This is a genomic window from Nonomuraea sp. NPDC049646 (genome assembly GCF_044465525.1).
Taxonomy (GTDB): Bacteria; Actinomycetota; Actinomycetes; order Streptosporangiales; family Streptosporangiaceae; genus Nonomuraea.
Genome location: NZ_JBITLU010000027.1, coordinates 13,581 through 31,680, shown reverse-complemented (window position 1 = coordinate 31,680; position 18,100 = coordinate 13,581). Strand labels below are relative to the sequence as shown.

General features: G+C 69.5%; 13 protein-coding genes. 5 read left to right on the top strand and 8 right to left on the bottom strand.

The window, feature by feature from the left end; translation table 11 throughout:
* The 3 genes from ACIBQ8_RS47200 to ACIBQ8_RS47190 form a co-directional block, all read right to left on the bottom strand.
* Positions 1–2,697: Ig-like domain-containing protein (locus tag ACIBQ8_RS47200; RefSeq protein ID WP_397195428.1), on the bottom strand; the 2,697-nt coding region annotated here is incomplete at its 3' end.
* An 886-nt stretch (positions 2,698–3,583) separates the two neighbouring features.
* The gene (locus ACIBQ8_RS47195) at positions 3,584–3,994 is read right to left on the bottom strand and encodes a tyrosine-type recombinase/integrase (RefSeq protein WP_397195427.1); all 411 of its coding nucleotides are present in this window, start codon (positions 3,992–3,994) and stop codon (positions 3,584–3,586) included.
* 132 nt (positions 3,995–4,126) lie between these two features.
* Complete coding sequence (locus ACIBQ8_RS47190; protein ID WP_397195426.1) at positions 4,127–5,224, bottom strand: IS256 family transposase; 1,098 nt, start codon at positions 5,222–5,224, stop codon at positions 4,127–4,129.
* A gap of 235 nt (positions 5,225–5,459) precedes the next feature.
* Between ACIBQ8_RS47190 and ACIBQ8_RS47185 the strand changes: the two genes are divergently transcribed.
* The gene (locus ACIBQ8_RS47185) at positions 5,460–6,278 is read left to right on the top strand and encodes a DUF2785 domain-containing protein (RefSeq protein ID WP_397195425.1); all 819 of its coding nucleotides are present in this window, start codon (positions 5,460–5,462) and stop codon (positions 6,276–6,278) included.
* Between the two features lie 487 nt (positions 6,279–6,765).
* Positions 6,766–7,821 (top strand): FAD-dependent monooxygenase, encoded by a 1,056-nt coding sequence (locus ACIBQ8_RS47180; protein ID WP_397171997.1) that lies wholly within the window; start codon positions 6,766–6,768, stop codon positions 7,819–7,821.
* A 1,226-nt stretch (positions 7,822–9,047) separates the two neighbouring features.
* Here the strand turns inward: ACIBQ8_RS47180 and ACIBQ8_RS47175 are convergent.
* The 3 genes from ACIBQ8_RS47175 to ACIBQ8_RS47165 all read right to left on the bottom strand — a co-directional run bounded on the left by ACIBQ8_RS47175 (position 9,048) and on the right by ACIBQ8_RS47165 (position 13,893).
* The gene (locus ACIBQ8_RS47175) at positions 9,048–10,313 is read right to left on the bottom strand and encodes a WD40 repeat domain-containing protein (RefSeq protein WP_397195424.1); all 1,266 of its coding nucleotides are present in this window, start codon (positions 10,311–10,313) and stop codon (positions 9,048–9,050) included.
* A 246-nt stretch (positions 10,314–10,559) separates the two neighbouring features.
* Positions 10,560–10,799: a hypothetical protein gene (locus ACIBQ8_RS47170; RefSeq protein WP_397195423.1), complete on the bottom strand. Its 240-nt coding sequence runs from the start codon at positions 10,797–10,799 to the stop codon at positions 10,560–10,562.
* 319 nt (positions 10,800–11,118) lie between these two features.
* Entirely contained in the window at positions 11,119–13,893 is a 2,775-nt protein-coding gene (locus tag ACIBQ8_RS47165; protein WP_397195422.1) for an AAA family ATPase, read from the bottom strand.
* Positions 13,894–14,138: 245 nt separating this feature from the next.
* On the opposite strand from ACIBQ8_RS47165, the gene ACIBQ8_RS47160 reads away from it, so the two are divergent.
* The 3 genes from ACIBQ8_RS47160 to ACIBQ8_RS47150 all read left to right on the top strand — a co-directional run bounded on the left by ACIBQ8_RS47160 (position 14,139) and on the right by ACIBQ8_RS47150 (position 16,382).
* The gene (locus ACIBQ8_RS47160; RefSeq protein WP_397195486.1) at positions 14,139–14,798 is read left to right on the top strand and encodes a sigma-70 family RNA polymerase sigma factor; all 660 of its coding nucleotides are present in this window, start codon (positions 14,139–14,141) and stop codon (positions 14,796–14,798) included.
* Positions 14,799–14,922: 124 nt separating this feature from the next.
* Positions 14,923–16,107, top strand: a complete 1,185-nt coding sequence (locus ACIBQ8_RS47155) for a low temperature requirement protein A (protein WP_397171983.1) — start codon at positions 14,923–14,925, stop codon at positions 16,105–16,107.
* A 143-nt stretch (positions 16,108–16,250) separates the two neighbouring features.
* Positions 16,251–16,382, top strand: a complete 132-nt coding sequence (locus ACIBQ8_RS47150) for a hypothetical protein (protein ID WP_397195421.1) — start codon at positions 16,251–16,253, stop codon at positions 16,380–16,382.
* 87 nt (positions 16,383–16,469) lie between these two features.
* On the opposite strand, the gene ACIBQ8_RS47145 is transcribed toward ACIBQ8_RS47150, so the two are convergent.
* Entirely contained in the window at positions 16,470–17,459 is a 990-nt protein-coding gene (locus ACIBQ8_RS47145; protein ID WP_397195420.1) for a CU044_5270 family protein, read from the bottom strand.
* On the bottom strand, positions 17,456–18,022 hold the full coding sequence (locus tag ACIBQ8_RS47140) for an RNA polymerase sigma factor (RefSeq protein WP_397195419.1): 567 nt from the start codon (positions 18,020–18,022) through the stop codon (positions 17,456–17,458). Before ACIBQ8_RS47140 ends, ACIBQ8_RS47145 begins: the two co-directional genes overlap by 4 nt.
* Positions 18,023–18,100: the final 78 nt, after the last annotated feature.

Below are 18,100 nucleotides of genomic sequence, written 5' to 3'. Positions count from 1 at the left end.
GTCGGTGTGCCGGATGTAGAAGACCGGGGTCAGTTTGCTTGTGACCTGGCCTTCGTCGTCGCTGGTCGGACTCACATAGGCCAGGCTCACCTCCGGAGATCCAGGTGGTGGCTCTTCGGCCTTGGTGGTGAAGGACCACGAGTGGCTTGCCATCATGTTGCCTGCGGCGTCCTTGGCGCCGCTCGCCTCGGCGGCATACCGCTTCTCCGCAGCCAGTGCCTGCGCAGGGATGAAGCGGACGACGGTCGGCGAGATCACCTCGAGCGTGCCGTCGACCGGGGTCGCAGCGCTGTCCTTCAAGGTGAGCTGCGCGTCGGAGACGGGTTCACTAAAGGTCGCCTGGAGCGGAGCACCCAGCTCGACGTCCGTGGCGTTGCCAAGAGGGTCGGTCAGGGTGACTGTCGGCGCGGTTGTGTCGGGCTGCGCCGTGGTGAAGCTCCACGAGTACGGCGCCATCTGGTTGCCGGTGTCGTCCTTCGCAGCGCTCACGTCGACGGTCACGACTGTCTCGGCCGGCAAAGGAGTTGCGGGCTTGAACGTCCACGTCTTGCGGGCGGTGTCCGGGGTGAGACTTCCCCCGGCAGGGGCGCCTGCTGGATCTGAGACCTTGATCTCGGTGCCAGATGCGGGCTCCCCGAAAGTCACGCTGATCGTGCTGTTCACGGGCACGTTCGTCGCTTCCGGCGAGGGGCTCGTCGCGATCACCGCGGGCGGGGTCGTGTCAGGTCCTGCGGTCGTGAAGGACCAGGTGTAGGGCGACATGACGCTGTCGGAGGCGTCGGTCGCGTTGCTGACGGTCGCGGTGTAGACAGTGCTCACGGCCAGGGATTGAGCCGGGGTGAAGATGAGGCGCTGGTCACCGGGCTCCATGTCCAGGACGCCTGCAACGTCGTTGCCCTGTGGGTCCTTGAGCGTCACCTTCGCGGCCCGGACCGGCTCGCTGAAGGACGCCTTGATCGGGGAGCTGACGGCCACGTCGGTCTGCGAGCGGGCGGGCTCCGTCTGGGTGATGGCTGCTGGTGACGTGTCACCCGGTGGCAGCCCGGGAGCCGCGTCCGGGTCGAGTGCTGTTTTGAGCTCTTCAGGAGTCATCCCGTCGGGGATGAACATCTTTTCCGAGATGGTCTCGGTGTATCCCTCCGTGACCTCGGTGGCGGCTCTCGCCTGAGCCGGCGTCATCGTCTCGGGAGGCGCTTCCTGGGTGCCCGTTGCCTGGTCGATCGCCGCGAAGATCTGGTCGTCGGACGCGTCCCGTTCAAGCCCCCATAGGGTGGCGATCCGTGTCTGAGCCGGTTCGTAGCCGATGATGAGCTTGGGGCCGTGAGCGCCAGTGCCGTCCTCGCCGTACTCATGCGAGCGGTACGCTCGCCAGTTGGTGTAGTCGGACTCGTTGCCGGCGGTGAGCTGGAAGCCGTAGTTGGGCTCGCCGTTGGCCCACTCCTGCGCGATGCTGTTGACGTAGTGGTAGAGGTCCCACTCGTAGTCCATGTAGCCGCGATCGCAGCCGGGGAGGTAGGCGCCGTATTCGGTGTTGGCGCCTGAGGGTGTCACTGTCGGCTGGTTGCTCCACGTGAGTGTGGACACGTCCCACCGCTGGGTGATCCGGCGGGCAGTGATGCCGGATCCGACCGTTTTCCCGCAGTCGTTGGACGCGATGTTCCAGAGTTTGAGGTCGGCATTGGTCACGCGTCCGCCGCGCAGCGGCGAATCTTCCGGGATGTCCTCGAAACGTATGTAGGTGCGCCAGCGCACGGTGCCTTCGTTGGTCTTGCCTGCCTGCAGGTGGTAGGCGCCGCTGTTGGCGTAGCCGTTCTGGTAGGAGGAGTTGTTGATGAAGGTGTCGTTGCCGACCGGCAGTTCGGTCCAGTCGGAGTCAGCCACGACGAACCTGACCGGGTAAGTGACCTTGGGATCGGCGAGGAACTTCGCGTCGGGCCGGTAGATGAGCACCTGGCCTGCCGCGCTCTTCTCGACCGAGGGTGTCACCTCGCCGACGAGCCCTTCCTCGCCGACGCTGACGTTTGCACTGGCGTCTACCAGCAGGGGAGCCGGGATCTCGGTCGTGCGGCGTTCGGCCTGTGCGGCGGTGTCGCGCAGGGCCAGCTTCCCCGAGGAAGTCTTTTCGAAAAATGCTCCCTTGGGCAGTTGGACGGGGATTTGGAGCTTCAGCGGGCTCACCGGCCGCTGCCGCACGGCCACCTCCTGCCGGAACCCGGTCGGCGTCGCGATGACGGCGAGATCGACGCCCTGGCCGTAGGCGTCCGGGTATACGGCCCTGTTGCCGTCGATCTTCGGCGCGGCCAGTTTCCCGGGAGCGGAGATCTTGATCGCTGATCCGTCGCGCTGTCTGATCGCTGTGAGCAGGTCGGCGCCTCCACCGGTGGAGAGCATAAGACCGGCCTTGGTGGCACGGGGCCTGATGGCGCCGTTGTCGTTCACCAGCGTGGTGTCGACCGGCCGCCATTTGTCGCCCTGTTTGACGCGGATAGGAACGGTGAAGAACTCGGTGGTGAGAGTTTTGCCGTCGCTGTTGGCGTAGGTGGTCGAGCTCTCAGTGTGGAGGCTGGGAACCTCGGTCTGGCGGCCGGTCTTCTTCGCCTCCGCCTTGGCCGAGTCGAGCGGGGAAAGCGGCGTGGTGGCTGCGGCCGAAGGGCTCACCGGGGGAAACGGTTCGGCGGCGGCCGGCTCGGTGGTCATGAGTGACGCGGTAAGCGTCAACGATACGGCCACTTTGAGTAATCGAGATTGATTCGAGCGTGATCGCTGTGATGCGTTCAAATTCGCCTCGATGATCGCGAAGGAAGGGGCAAGTGGATCTTTACATTCTCCTTATCCGAACACAAGATCGGGAAGGGAAATGTCGACTTCCTGATCAGTCGAAGGCTTCGGCTCCCGGCCACTCTCTGTATCCGTCCAGTACGCTTGCTCGCCGACCTTGATCCTCAAAGGGATTGGGAGGCGATGGGGAACATGGGATCACGCCGAACGTGTGCCGTTCGAATAGCGAGTTACGCGGCCCGGGCTGCGGTCAAGTGGCGTAGAAACGTTCGTTGGTTGTGTCCATGGCGACGGGGCCTCGCCGGATGGAGCACGGTCATCGAGGTCGGTCACGCGTCGGGCGAAACGCGTTGCGATGTTTCAAGGGGCCGTTGTTGTCGCTACTGGTGCGGCTGGTGTCCGTTGTAGTTAGTCAGATGCTCCTGGAGTACGCGGGCGTCAGAACGGCCATTTTCGGCCGTCGTTGACAGGGGCGTTGGAGCACGCGCCGAGCACGGGGGCCGTTGCCACGTATAGGGGTGGCGTGTTTGAGGTACGGGAAGCGTCGCGGAGTCACGATCTGACGATCAGGTAGAGGGTCCGCCGTGCTCGCTTCGTGCTCGCCCGCCCCGACACGCCCCGTCAGGGCTCGGCACTGCCGGGCACGCAAAGCGCGCGCAGGCGGCACAAATTGTCACTCAATGACACAGGGCTTCTAATCCGACGGTCGCAGGTTCGAATCCTGCAGGGCGCTTCTCTACCTGCGGAAACTCCAGGCGCTGGCGCGTCTGTTGGCGGCCCCAGGCAAATGTGAGGCAATCCTGAGTCAGCTGCCGAGCTGTCGCCCCAGTGCGGACGCCGCGTTCAGCACCAGCTGGGCTGTCTCGCGGGCTGCTTCGTGGGCCACGTCCGGTAGCACCAAGACGTAGGTGTCGGCGGTGAGCACGATGCTGGCGTGCCCCAGCATGGCCTGTACCACCTTCAGGTCGGTATGCGCGGCCAGCGTCAGCGTGGCGTCGCCATGGCGCAGATCGTGCAGCCGGACCGGTTGCAGCCCGGAGGCGGCCACTACCCGGCGGAACCGGCCGGTGAGATAGTCCGGCCGCAGCGGCGCACCATCCGCGGTGGTGAACACGTACCCAGAGTCCTGCCAGTCTGCACCCACTGTCGCGCGCAGTTCCTCTTGGCGCTCGCGGTGCCGGGCCAGCACCTGCACGGTCTCCCTATCTAGGGCCACTACCCGGCAACTGGTGGCGCTCTTAGGCGGGCCGTTGCCTGTGGGTGAAGGTCCACTTCTGCGCTGTCACGTTGGGTCACGTCCACGGGCGTGGTGTATGAATCGATCTTCGCGTGATCCTGTTTTTGCAGGTTAAGCGGTAAGTGTCTGTGGGAGCGGGTTCTGTGCTGGTATGTCGCCGCAGATCACCCGGACGCGGGCCTTGGCCAGGACGTCCAGGCCCATGTAGCGGCGGGCTTCGACCCACTCATCGGTCTGCTCGGCCAGCACCGCGCCGACCAGCCGGATGATCGATGGCCGGTCGGGGAAGATCCCGACCACGTCGGTGCGGCGGCGGATCTCCTTGTTCAACCGCTCTTGCGGGTTGTTGGACCAGATCTGCGGCCAGATCTCGCGCGGGAAGGCGGCGAAGGCGATCAGATCCTCCCGGGCGGCGTCGAGATGCTCGGCGGCGGCCGGCTGCTTGGCCTCCAGCGTCTGCACCACCCAGGCGTGCTTGAACGCACCGAGGCGGCGTCGGGTTGGTCGAAGGTCGGAGATGACCAGTTGCACACCGGACAGGCCGCGGGCGACCAGGCCGCGCAGGAACGCCAGCCAGCCCGCGCCGTCCTCGGCCGAGGTGACCTCCAGGTCGAGGATCTCACGCCGGCCGTCAGCGTTGACCCCGGTCGCGACCAGGACGTGCACGTTGATGATCCGGCCGCCCTCGCGCACCTTCTGGGTCAGGGCGTCCAGCCAGACGAAGGTGTAGGGGCGGGCATCCAGCGCCCGGGTCCGGAACGCTTCTACCTGCTCATCCAGTGTCTTGGCCATCTGGCTGACCTGGCTCTTGGAGATGTGCTTGATGCCGAGCTGCTCGATCAGCTTGTCCACCCGGCGGGTCGAGACGCCGAGCAGGTACGACGTGGCGACCACGCTGATCAGCGCCTGCTCGGCCCGGCGGCGCCGCTCAAGCAGCCAGTCCGGGAAGTAGGAGCCTGACCGCAGCTTGGGGATGGCCAGCTCGATCGATCCTGCGCGGGTGTCCCACTCGCGGGTGCGGTAGCCGTTACGCCGGTTGGTCCGCTCGTCGCCGCGCTCGCCGTACCCGGCACCGCACAGGCTGTCGGCCTCGGCCGACAGCAACGTCTCGGCCATGGTCTTCACCATGGATCGCAACAAGTCGGGGTCACCGGTCTGGATCTGCTTCGCCAGCCACTGCTCGGGCGTCACACTGTTGTCCGCGGCCATCACGTGGTCTCCTTCGATCTTGGTTTGCGCCTTCGAAGGATCACGCGATGGCCGTCACCATTTCACGGCCGCCACGCTTGTGACCAGGTCAAACTCGTACACCACTCCCGTGGACGCAACCGGACGATGATCGCCGTGCTCGTGACAGAGCATCAACAGCTCAACGTCCTTCGACAGATCAGCGTCTACAACTCTGCCGCGGCGACGGCGCTGACGGCTGATGTAGCATCCCGTAATGCCATCCACCCACGTCGATTGGCCATCGGTCGCAGCCGCGGGTTTCCCCTTTCCCGGCCATGTAGCGGTCCGCCTCCTCGCGGACGAACTCTCCGCCATGCTCGTGTCACCGGATCCTGCGGTCCGTGACGACCATGCCTACACCGCGCTCGCCCGTTGGACCGACGAGGGGTACCTGGACGAGGTGCTCCTGGACATCGGAGACACCTCGGCCACGCATTTCACCCACCCCGACATCCAGGCCCGTTCCTTCGCCGCGCTGGCGCTCGCCCGCATTCTGGACCGCGTCAGGGCCGCGCCGGGAATCGTGGCCGAGGAGACCACCGACCGCTGGTGCGACGCGTTCGCCGCATGGTTTCCCGCCGAGGTCGACACTCGCGGCTGGGACGACACCCTCGGTTGGCTCCACGCCGTCGCCCACGGCGCCGATGCAGCTGCCGCCTTCGCCTCCATCCTGCCCTGGCGCGGCAGCACATTGCTGGACCTGTGCGCCCGCCGAATGACGGCCAAGGCGGCTCGCCACCGCTACGTCCAACTGGAGGACGCGCGACTCGCCCGCGCCATCACGACCATCCTCTTCGCCTCCTCTCCGTCCGTGGACGAGGCCACCGACTGGCTGGACACCGTGGCCCACGCCTTCGCCGGCGCCGAACCGGGACCCGTGCCGCCGTGGGCGTTCAACACCTTCGCCACGTTGCAGTCCCTCCACATGCACCTGACCCGGGGGCTGGCCGGCCGCGGCACGCCACCTCACGCCGAGGCCGTCGCCGCTCGCGTCGTGGACATCCTCCGCGGCCCCTTCCCGTGGCTGTTGTGACGCTGCCGGCGACCGTCCCCTCACAGCACTCAGGCCGGTACGCGAGCTCTGACGGATCCATCACCAGTCCGCGCGACCTCTGAGCACCGCCAACTGAGGCGTCCTCTTTCTCCAGATGGCCGGCCCGAGCTCTGCCATTGTTCGAGGTCTCGACGCCAGGCGAAATCACTTACGAGAACGGGTGGCGGTATCGGCGATTGCTCACCTGGTCATCGACGTGTTGCCTGGCACTCGCGTACGCGGTCCACGCTGCGGCTCAACGTGGTCTGCGCTGCTACGACCCTCAGCGGATCCGGCGTGGCGTATCGCGCGCGGTAGCTTACTGTGCGCGTATAACTACTCTGTGCCAAATGAAGTGCAGAAAGTGATTTGTGTCGGTGGCGGACCCGCTGGCCTTTATTTCGCGATCCTGATGAAGCTGCGCGATCCTTCGTGTGACATATCGGTTTTCGAGCGCGATCCGGCAGGTTCGACATACGGCTGGGGCGTGACGTACTGGGGCAGCCTGCTCGACCGGCTGTACGCGAGCGATCCGGAGTCGGCCCGCGCCATCGGCGAGGCGTCCGTGCGGTGGAATGACGGGATCGCCCTCGTCGGCGGCCGCACCACCACGCACCGCGGCGACGAGGGCTTCGGCATCGGCCGCCACCGGCTGCTCGGCATCCTGGCCGACCGGGCGATCGCACTCGGCGTGCGGGTGGAGTTCGGGTGCGAGATCCTCGGCGAGGTCCCGGACGCCGACCTGGTGGTGGCCGCCGACGGGGTGAGCAGCCCGCTGCGCGGCCGCCACGACTTCGGCACCCAGATCGCCACTGGCGGCAACACCTACATCTGGCTCGGGACCACCAGGGTCTTCGACGCCTTCACCTTCGCCTTCGTGGAGACCGAGCACGGCTGGATCTGGTGCTACGGCTACCCCTTCGACGACGAGCGCAGCACCTGCGTGATCGAGTGCGCGCCCGTCACGTGGCGCGGGCTCGGGCTCGACCGCGCCGACGAGGCGGGCAACCTGGAGCTGCTGGAAAAGCTGTTCGTCGACCTGCTCGACGGGCATCGGCTCATCGGGCGCGGGCAGGGCGTCGCGCGGTGGCTGCGCTTCCAGACCGTGACGAACCGCTCCTGGCACCGCGGCAACCTCGTCCTGCTCGGCGATGCCGCGCACACCACGCACTACTCCATCGGCGCCGGGACCACGCTCGCCATCGAGGACGCCATCGCGCTGGCCGGCGCGATCGAGCGCCACCCCGCCCTGGAGCCCGCGCTCGCGGCCTACGCGCGGGAGCGCAGAGCCGCGCTGTTGCCGGTCCAGAGCGCCGCCCGCTACAGCGCGCGGTTCTACGAGGACCTGCCGCGCTACCTGCGCCTGGAGCCTGCGGAGATGTTCGCGCTGCTCGGCCAGCGGCACTCGCCGCTGCTGTCGTACATGCCGCCGCGGCTGTACTACCGGCTCGACCGGGCGGCGAGCCGGCTGGAGGCGCTGCGCAAGATCAAGCGCTGGGCCGGGCACCGGATCGCCGGGTCACTGCAGTCGTTGTCGTGCTGACGGGGTCAGCGCAGGTCGCGGACGAGGTGGCCGATGACGGAGCGGACCCTGCCGTCGTCGAACGAGTCCGAGCCGATCAGCAGGGTCACAGCCCGCCGCGGAGTTTGGGAGACCCGGCGCGGACACGCCCGCGTCTCTGACTCCCTGGGGATTCGGGACGCAGCAGATCGATGAAAGACCGCGGCGAGGTCTCCATCGCCTACACGGTCAGGATCAGCGCTGTGAAGGCCAGTTGCTGGACGCGTACCACGTCCCTGACAAACACTATTCATCGATGTGCCGGTCACCGCCTTCTCTACCCCCGAAGCACCGTGCGCGCCGCCCGGCAGGAGCGCGTGGTGTTCCTGCCGGGCCGTCAAAAGGAGGTCACTCGAATGAGCGAGCCGGTACGTGGGCGGGCAGCGGCGGGACTTCTGATTCTGCTCACTCTGTCCGCCGACGCCATCTACGCCACCTTGCCGCCCGGTCGCATGAGGGCCACTGCGCTTCCCGCGGGTTACTGCGAGCATTCGTGAGACGACCGGTTCACCGCGACGTCGGACAGCGGCCGGCAGTATCTCTATCAGGGCCGGGTGTGCAACGGGAACGTCTGGAAGCTGCCCTCGCCCGGTGGCTGACAGCGCGGAATGGACCCGGGCAGTGGCGCACTGCCCTGATGTCAGAAACGTTGGCGGCCAGCTGACTAGGTCGAGACCGGCAGAGCTGCGGCAAGATCACCGGGCTGCTTCGGTCGGCAGGTACCGGCATGACGCTGTTTCATCAGATCGCGGTGCCAGCGCAGGATGGTGTCCGGTCGGACGAGGAGCCGTAACCGGTGTAGGGCCTCGCGGGGCAGCGAGGTCAGGAGAGCGGCAAGAAAGGTCCGGTCTTCGGGCGCGAATCTCCGCGTCCTTGACCCGAGTGCGCATGGGGGCGGCGAATGTGTTGGTGATGGTCAGGTAGGCGAGGCGAAGGAATACGGCCGACCATCTTGCCGCACGCATTCTCCAAGGTGGCCGGAACTCGCGCACGCCACGCGAGCCCTCGTAGGGTCATGACCAGGGCGGACGTAATCACCGGCAGATGCAAGGTTGTGCCGTCACCACAGCCCCTCACCGTCACGCTCACGCCGAGCGCTGTGGCGGCATTCCACAGTCGTTCCCGCCGGAGACACCCCTCAAGAAATGGAGCCCCTACGCTCCCTTCCAGCACGCCCTGACTACTCGCGTTTCGGTGTTTCCTCGTGATCAGAGCGCAGGACATGGGTTGTGGGGGCCTGGATCGCCGAGTCCATCCGGCCAGCCCACGCCACCGGCGATCTTCGCCCACGTCTCCGGTGTCACCCGGAGAGCACGTAAGGCCGAGTCGGCGCAGACGTCACGCAGAGGATCACCGCTGATCCCGCCGACCAGCCACGACCTCACCCCCCACCCGGCCGCCGCGCTCATGGCCACCCCGCCGTCGGCGCTCAACGCCACCGCGCCCACCGGGCCCGGCGCCCCGGGCAGATCGGCCAGCAGCACCGGACGCACCCGGTCACGCAGCCCCCACCAACCGACCCTGCCGCCGTCCTCGCCCGTCACGGCGCCACTCCCGTCGGACGTCAACGCCACGCCGATCACCAGGCTCCGCACCCCTGGCAACGTCGCCAGCCGCCGTGGCCTGCCCGGATCGCCCACGTCCCACACCTGATTCCCCGTCACCGCCGTACGCCCATCGGCGCTCAGCGCACCCGCACCCCACGGTCCACCCGGCCGGGTCAGCACCCCCGCCTGAACCGGACGCGCCGGGTCGGCCAGGTCCCACACCACCGCCTTGTCCTCGCTGACCGTCAACGCCCTGCGCCCGTCGGCGCTCAACCCCGCCGACGACACCGCCGACGCGTGCACCGCCGACGGTCGCCGGATCTGCCCGCCGGCCGCGTCCCAGAAGACGACCCCGCCGCCGTCGAAGCCCGCCACGGCCCTCCCGCCGTCCCGCGACAGCGCCACCGCGCTCACCGGCCGCACGCCATCACCCGCCACGACCGTGCGCGAGCGGGAATGACCGCTCATCTCCCACACGCGCACCGAACCGTCGCGACCACCGATCAGGCCGGTGCGGCCATCAGCGGTGAGCGCCACCGCGGAGGCGTCCAGGCGATCCTGCAACGTGCTCGACGCGGTCACCAGCAGGCCGCGCCCGGGAAGCCCCTGAGGCGCCAGCTCCCACCGGACGACGCGCTCGTGCGCGTCCGCCGACAGCGCGATCCGCCCGTCCGCCGACAGCGCGAGGTCCCGCACGTCGCTCCCGCCCGGCAGATCGCCCTGACGTCCGGAGAGCAACGTGCCGGTCAGCGCGGCCCGCGTACCGGCATCGGCGTGCAACTCGATCGCGGCCGCGCCCACGAGCCGCGCGGCCAGGTCATCGACATCACGCAGCCTCACCCCTTGCAGGGCCAGGTCCCTGGCGGTGGCGATCCTGGCGCTCTCACGCCCGTCGACCACCACCCAGGCCAGAGCGGCCAGCAGCACGCCTGCCAGCAGAATCAGGCCAAGACCTGACCAGGGCCGACCGCGTGCAGCACGTTGATTCGTCATTCCTCGCGCCATCTGTAAGTAGTCGGGGCGGGGCCTAGAGCCATCGATCGCAGGAGTCGAACGTGCGGCCGGTCCAGGGCGGCAGCAGCATCGGGCCGCCACGCCGGCCACCACACGCGTCGTACCCCTCGAACCGCCGACCCGGGCGCCGCCCCGCCGCTCCGGCACAGGCCCTTTCCGCTACGTGGCGCCTTCGGCATCCATCGGATCAGCGTCGGCCACTCTGCTTCCCGATGAGCGGCCGACAGGCTCCGACCACGCCCGGTACCGCGTCCGGCCGATGTATGCACACAGCATCCCAATGATTTGCAGTCCGACGTAGACCAGCAGGAACCGGTAGGCATTCGGCCACACCTGCCCGCCATTCACGGCGAAGACGAAGAAGACGCCCGCAGCGATCCAGCCCAAGCTGATCAGCATGAGCGTTCGGCCAGCCCTGTACCAGGCAGATCGGCGATATGCCTCCACGTCGCGAACTGTCCCACGAACACAGCGCCTCCAACAAGAGCGCCTCCCGGCGGGGAACTCGGGTTCGGGGATGATCGGTAAGCCGGGCAGTCGAGGGGTGAAAGCCGGATCGTCCCGTCGCCGTGGCCTCTGTCCCTGCGATCCCCGTTCCCGCTCGAGGCATGGCGGGGAACGGAGATCGCAACGGCGCCATGAGCGTCCTCGGCGGATGATCAGAACGAGGATGCGGAGCTGCAGCGACGAAGTGGGGCAGGGCGCTCGGCGTGGCGCGTCAGGTTGTGAGGGTGGTGCCCTTGAGCAGGGTGGTGCGGATCTGTTTGCGGGAGGTGATGCCGAGCTTGGCGAAGACCTTGCGCAGGTGCCATTCGACGGTGTGCGGGCTGATGAAGAGCTGGGCGCCGATCTCGGGGTTCGTCAGCCCGTCGCCGGCCAGGCGCGCGATCTGCGCCTCCTGGGCGGTGAGCGTGGCGCGTGTCTCGACGGTGCGCTTGCGTACCGTCTCGCCGGTGGCCTGGAGCTCGCGCCGGGCGCGTTCCGCGAACGCCTCGGCACCCATGTCGCCGAGCATCTCGTACGCCAGGCCCAGTTGTTCGCGTGCGTCGAGGCGGCGGTTCTCCCGGCGCAGCCACTCGCCGTAGAGCAGCCGGGTGCGGGCGAGCGTGGTCCGGACCTCGGTGCGGCCGAGCCGTTCGATCGCCTCGCCGTACAGGGCCTCGGCGTGCGATCCGTCGCTCACCTGGGCCCGTACGCACGCCGAGGTGCCGAGGGCCCAGTCGGTGCCGCCGGCTCGGGCCATCTCGTCGAGCTGCCGGGCGACTTCGGCGGCCCTGGACGGCCTTCCGCTCCGGACGGCGGCCTCGACCAGTTCGATCGTGGACCTGATGGCCGTCCCGCCGAGCTCCTGCGGGTGCTCGAAGGCCCGCTCGGCGGCGACGTACGCCTCCTCGTAGCGGCCGAGGCCGTTGCAGAGCACCGCGTTCGCCCATTGGGTGGCGGTCAGGACCTTGCCTTCCCCCTGAAGGGCCGGGTCCCGCGTGATCGCGGCGCTCACCTGTCGTGTCGCGTCCTCGCGTCCTCTCCACGCTTCGAGGATCAGGGTCGCGTACTGGGCCAGGTAGCGGCTGCCCGTCACCTCGGCGATCGTCACCGCCTCGGCGACCAGCGCGTCGGCCAGGGCGAGCTCGCCGGCCAGGACCCTGTTCGAGACGAGCATGTGGAGTGCCGAGGGCAGCACGGACAGCGCTCCGGTCCCGCGTGCCAGGTCGACCAGCCTCGCGGAGAGCACGGACCAGCTGTCGAAGTCCCAGACGTTGTGGGCCATCCGGGACGCGAACGGCAGCCAGCCGAGGCCCTCCTCCCTGGAGACCCTTTCGGCGCGGAACGCCTCCAGGGCGCGCAGCACCATCGGCGCGCCGGCGGCGTATCCCTCGGTGAGGGCCACGCCCACGCCGTTCAGGAGCAGGTCGTTGCGCTCCGGCGGCGGCCCCGGCGGCGCGGCGAGCATCGCCTCGGCGATGTCCACCACCTGGGCGCCGCTCGGCAGCCGGCCCGCGTTCATGGCGGCGTTCAACGTGTCGCGGTAGGTCTCGCGGGCCAGCCCGGAGTCCAGCGGCGCCAGGCGCTCACCGGCTCTGAGCAGCAGCGGGAAGGCAGAACCCGCGCTCCTGGAGGCGAACGCGATCTGGCCGCGCAGCAGGCCGGCCTGGGCGAGCTCGCGTTCGTTCAGGGTGCCGAGTTCGGCCGCGTCCAGCAGTTCGAGTGCGGCGTCGTACCCGCCGGCCTGGTATTTGGCCCGTGCGGCGGCCAGCGCCCGGGCGCCGCGGCGGGCGGGATCAGGGGTCAGCTCGGCCGCCCGGCCGTGGAACGCGGCCGCCGCGGCGATCCCGCCGCGCGCCTGCGCCCGATCGGCCGAGCGCTCCAGCTCGGCGGCCACCGTCTCGTCCGGGCCGGCCGCCGCGTTGGCGAGGTGCCAGGCCCGGCGATCGGGGTCCGTTCGGGGGTCGGTGGCGTCGGCCAGCGCGCGGTGGACGTCCTGCCGGTCCTGCGGGGACGCGGCGCGGTAGGCCGCCGAGCGCATGAGGGGATGATGGAAGCGCACCCGTGTGCCGATGGCGATCAGCCCCGCCGCCTCGGCCGGCGACGCGGCGGCGGCCACCTCGACGCCCAGTAGCTCCGCCGCGCGAGTCAGCAGGGTCACGTCGCCGACCGGCTCGGCCGCCGCGATGAGCAGCAGCCGCTGGGTCTCGGCAGGCAGCGACCGGACCCGCCGCAGGAAGCCCTGCTCGATCTGGCTGGCCAGCGGTCGCGCGTCGGGCCGTCCGAATCCGCCCGCCAGCTCCGCCGGCGCCAGCCCCCGGGGGAGTTCGAGCAGGGCCAGCGGGTTTCCCTGCGCCTCGATGACGATCCGGTCCCGGACCTGCTCGTCGAGTCGTCCAGGGGTCACGGAGTCCAGCAGGGCGCGGGCGTCGCTGTCGCTCAACCGTCCGACGTCGAGCTGGGGCAGCCCTCTCAGCTCCGGTTCGAGGTGCTGTCCGCGTACCGAGAAGACCAGCCCGATCGGCTCGGCGAGCAGGCGTCGCGCGACGAAGGCGAGGGTCTGCGCGGAGACCTGGTCCAGCCATTGCGCGTCGTCGACGAGGCAGACCAGGGGCCCTTTCCCGGCCGCGTCGGCGAGCAGGCTGAGCACCGCGAGCCCGACGAGGAAGCGGTCCGGCGGCGTTCCCGCGCTCAGGCCGAACGCCGTCCCGAGCGCGTCGCGTTGCGGGGCCGGCAGGCGACCGAGCTGGTCCAGGAACGGGGCGCACAGCTGGTGCAGCCCGCCGAAGGCCAGCTCCATCTCCGACTCGACGCCGGTCGCCCTGGCCGTCCGGCAGCCGGACGCGCTGTCTCGCGCGTACTCCAGCAGCGCCGTCTTGCCGATGCCGGCCTCGCCGCGCAGGACCAGGACGGAGCTGCGGCCGTCCTGCACCGTCGCCACGAGCTGGTCCAGCGTCTCGCACTCGATCTGCCGGCCGTGAAGCTGCGATGCGGGACCTCTGCTTGCCATGGCGCTGCCCCCGACGATCGTCTGTGTGTTGCCCCATGACCGCCGACCACGGGGAGAAACCGGCGCTACATCCTAGACGGACACGTAACCTACCGGTCTGCCATCAAGCCCAGCAATTTGCCCGTGACTCCAGGCCACGGTACGGACCACGGGGTTCCCGGGGCTCGATGCAGCGGCCCGAGCGGCGACCGTGATCCCAGCGGCATCACCGGATGCCCGGGTTGAACGGAGCCGACATCGTGACCATGAGCCTGTTGGAGTCGCGCGAGGACCACGCGGAGCAGACGCCTGACCGGTCGATCACGGAAGGGGACGGAGCCGCCTCGGCGTTCGTCAGCGCCGCGCCCCGGCTTCTCTCCATCGGTCTGCGCGTTTTGCAGGACGCGGGCGAAGCCGAGGACGTGGTCCAGGAGACCTGGCTGCGCTGGGCCCGTGCCGATCGGTCGGTGGTCGTCAGCCCGCCGGCGTTCCTCGCGCTGACCACCACGAGGCTCGCCCTCAACGTGGCCCAGTCCGCGCGCAGGCGCCGGGAGACCTCGGCCGGCCCCTGGCTCCCCGAGACGGCGGACCTCTCCGCCGGGCCCGAGACGGCAGCCGAACGACGCGAGGCGGTCGACACCGCGATCCGGCTGCTGCTGGAGCGGCTGACGCCCGCCGAACGAGCCGTCTACCTCCTGCGCACGGCCTTCGACTACCCCTACCGCCAGATCTCCGAGACCCTCCACCTGGGCGAGGACCACGCGCGGCAACTCCTGCGACGGGCCCGCGAACACGTCACCACCGAGCGACGCCGCCAGGTGAGCGCCATCGCGCACCGGCGCCTCGTACGGACGTTCGTCGCCGCCGCCCGGTCCGGCGACCTCGCCGGGCTGGAACAGGTGCTCGCCGCCGACCTCGCCCGCTGACCTCATCCGCTCACTTCCGCCCGCTGACTTCCGCACGCTGTCGTGGCGGTCTGTCACAGATCGCGAGGCTGTCCGGTCCTAGTGGGCGACAACCGGACTCGGCAGGAACGACAGGAGCGTGCGCGTGCCCTCGACCAGGACCAGCATCCGGATCAGGGTCCGGATGAGCTCGCGGCCCGTCGACGAGCCGCATCGCGCGTCGAGTCAGCTCGAACTGCTCTTCGATCTCACCTTCGTGGTCGCGGTCGCGGCCGTCACGGCGCAGTTCGCGCACGCCATCGCCGAAGGTCACGCGGTGGCCGGGATCGTCCCGTTCCTCCAGGTGTTCTTCGCGATCTGGTGGGCGTGGATGAACTTCACCTGGTTCGCCTCGTCCTACGACACCGACGACGTCCCGTACCGGCTGCTGACCATGGTGCAGATGGCGGGCGTGCTGGTCCTGGCCGCCGGAGTGCCCGCCGCGGTCGGCCGGGCCGACCTGGGGATCATCACGCTGGGGTACCTCGTCATGCGGGCCGGGCTCGTCGCCCAGTGGCTGAGGGCCGCGTTCGAGGACCCGGCGAGCCGCCGTACGGGGCTGCGCTACGCCGCGGGCATCAGCCTGGCCGAGGCGGGCTGGTTGCTCCGGCTCGCCCTGGTGGAGGCGGGCGTGCTGCCGGAGTCACTCGGGCTGCCGTTCTTCGCCTGCCTGGTCGTCCTGGAGCTGGCGGTGCCGTGGTGGGCGGAGCGGGTCAGGGCGACCACCTGGCATCCGCGGCACATCGCCGAGCGCTACGGCCTGTTCACGATCATCCTGCTGGGCGAGAGCGTCCTGGCCGCGAGCAGGGGGGTCGAAGGGGCGCTCGAAGCGGGTCCTCTCGTCGTCATCGCCGGATCGGGTCTGGTCCTGCTGTTCGCCTTGTGGTGGCTGTACTTCCTGGTCGAGGCGGGGGAGGGGCTCAGCGACCGGCGTCACCGGTCGTACTGGTGGGGGTACGGGCACTTCGGCGTCTTCGCCGCGCTGGCGGCGCTCGGCGCCGGGCTCGAAGTGGCGGTGGAGCAGAGCGGGCGGCAGGTGGCGGCCTCGCCGACGGCGCTCGGCTACGCGGTCGCCATCCCGGTCGGGGCGTACCTCGTGCTGCTCCGGACGGTGCACGCGCTGCTCGGCGCGCACTCCGCCCTGCCGCGCACCGCCCTGGCCGGGTGCGTCGTCGCCGTCGTGTCGTCGCCGCTCGCGGCGCCGTGGATCGGGGTGGCCGGCGTGGTCGCGGTGATCGCGGCCGCCTGCGTCGCGCTGGTCGCCGTCGCCATCTGGACGGTACGTGCATGAAACCGGCCCGAGGACACCTGGTCGGCCGATCACATGGAGGAGACATGAGCGACCCGAACGTCGAGCGCGAGTTCCTGTACGAGCTCCACGCCGAGATCGAGCAGGAATAGGTCATCGCCGAGGCCGGCCACCCGGAGGAGGAGATGGGCCGGCCGGTCACCGAGTGGCTGTACGACCCGGCGGACGCGGTGCGCGAGAAGATCGCTCTGCGGGTGCTGCGCGACGCGGTCGAGGTGCTGGAGGAGGGCTCCCGGCCGGGTGACGACGCCGCCTGAGCGCTGGCTCGGGCAGGCGGAGGCCCGCGACCGGGCGGCGTCCGCCTTCGCCGGGTCGCGGGCGTGGCTCTGAGGACGAGGAGGGGGTCATGGCCGTTCCCCGGCGCGGTCCACGACGCCGATCGCGACGCGGGTGAAGACCGACCAGGTCGTTCCCTTCTCGATGCTCCATTCCAGATGCGGGGGAGCGGGCACCCACTTGCCGTCCTTCAAGGTGGACATCAGGACACCGTCCGACTTGGGGTAACGCTCCTCGTGGTCGGCGATCGCCGTCTCCCGGCGCGCCCGGTAGGCGTAGGTCACGGGGTCCAGCAGAATCTCGACGTTGCGCCAGCCTTCGGCGACCTGGGAGACCGACAGCGCCGGACGTCCCTCGGTGTCGGTCGCCGTCTCGTCCACCGTCACCCCGGGCAGCTTGGCCATCGCCCGGAAGATCGCGGCCTCATGTTCCGGGGAGACGAGGTTCTGGCTGAGGGTCACGGCGAAGCGCAGGAAGATCCACTCGTCGTCGGCAGGGCCCACGCCCTGGTAAAACTCACGGTATTCGGCCAGGAGCGCGTCAGGGTCGGTCGGCAGCGAGGCCAGCAACGCGTAGGTGTTCTCCGGCATCCTCTCACCGGGGTTGGAGGTCTGCAGCTTGCCGTTCACCATATAGCCCACCCGCTTGCCGTCGGCCCGGGTCCACCACGGGTCGGCCCTCTCCGGCAGCGGTGTCCGCGGGGTGAGCCGTTCGCCCTGGGCGATGCCCTTGCCCCGGTCCGCGACCCGGCTCTCGGTGTAGATCCACTGGTCGTCGCGAGGGGGTGTGAACTCCTTCTTCTGTACGGCCGCCGCGATCCTGGTCAGCACCACCTGCGCGTTGGCGGCGGGCAGCGTGCGCTCGCCCTGGAACACGCTCACCCCGGTCGTGATGATCACGGCGGCGGCGGCCACCGCCAGCGCCCGGACCGCCCATCCGCGCCTGGAACGCGGACGGCCGGCACGGGCCAGGAGAGCCGCCCGTGCTGCGGCTTGGGCGTCGGGGGCCGGCGGCGCCGGGCGCGTCCAGTCCTCGCGCAGCCTTTCGAGGTCGTTCATGATGCGTCCCTTTCCAGTGCGGCTTGGATGCTTCTGCGGGCCCGGTGCAGTCGTGAGCGGGCCGTCCCGGCCGGGATGCCGAGCGCGCTGCCCGCCTCCTCCGAGGTCAGCTCCGCCCAGGCGACCAGGAGCAGCACGTCCCGATCGCGATCGGCGATCCCGGCGAGCGCCTCGGCGAGCCGGCGCGTGCGGGCCCCCGCGTCGACGGCCCCGGCGACCTGGTCGGCGTGGTCCTCCACGGGGCTGTCGGCGCCCGCCTTGGCCAGGGCCCGGTACTGGCGTACTTCGGCGCGATGATGGCGGGCGATGAGGTTGGAGGCGATGCCGTACAACCAGGGCCGCGCGTCGGCGCGGGAGAGGTCGTAGCCCGCCCGTTTGTCGAAGGCGATGAGGAACGTCTCCGCGGCGACGTCGTCGGCCAGGCCCGGGCCTAACCTGCGCGCGGCGTAACCGTGGACCTCGGGGTAGTAGCGGTCGAATATGCCGGCGAAGCGCTCGGGCTCGCGCCGGGACTGCTCGATGATCACGGCGTCCGCTGCTTGGGCCGGCAGCGCGCGTGACATCGCGGTCACCTCTTGATTCCTGGGTTCACACCGGTCCTTCGCCGATCGGGAGACAAGTGTTCACGCGTCCGGAGCGCG

Bases quoted from the DNA above. Each gene is read 5' to 3' on its own strand.
- ACIBQ8_RS47190 (WP_397195426.1), bottom strand. From the start codon at position 5,224: ATGGCCGCGGACAACAGTGTGACGCCCGAGCAGTGGCTGGCGAAGCAG.
- ACIBQ8_RS47185 (WP_397195425.1), top strand. From the start codon at position 5,460: ATGCCATCCACCCACGTCGATTGGCCATCGGTCGCAGCCGCGGGTTTC.
- ACIBQ8_RS47170 (WP_397195423.1), bottom strand. From the start codon at position 10,799: ATGCTGATCAGCTTGGGCTGGATCGCTGCGGGCGTCTTCTTCGTCTTC.
- ACIBQ8_RS47165 (WP_397195422.1), bottom strand. From the start codon at position 13,893: ATGGCAAGCAGAGGTCCCGCATCGCAGCTTCACGGCCGGCAGATCGAG.
- ACIBQ8_RS47160 (WP_397195486.1), top strand. From the start codon at position 14,139: ATGAGCCTGTTGGAGTCGCGCGAGGACCACGCGGAGCAGACGCCTGAC.
- ACIBQ8_RS47150 (WP_397195421.1), top strand. From the start codon at position 16,251: ATGGGCCGGCCGGTCACCGAGTGGCTGTACGACCCGGCGGACGCGGTG.
- ACIBQ8_RS47145 (WP_397195420.1), bottom strand. From the start codon at position 17,459: ATGAACGACCTCGAAAGGCTGCGCGAGGACTGGACGCGCCCGGCGCCG.
- ACIBQ8_RS47140 (WP_397195419.1), bottom strand. From the start codon at position 18,022: ATGTCACGCGCGCTGCCGGCCCAAGCAGCGGACGCCGTGATCATCGAG.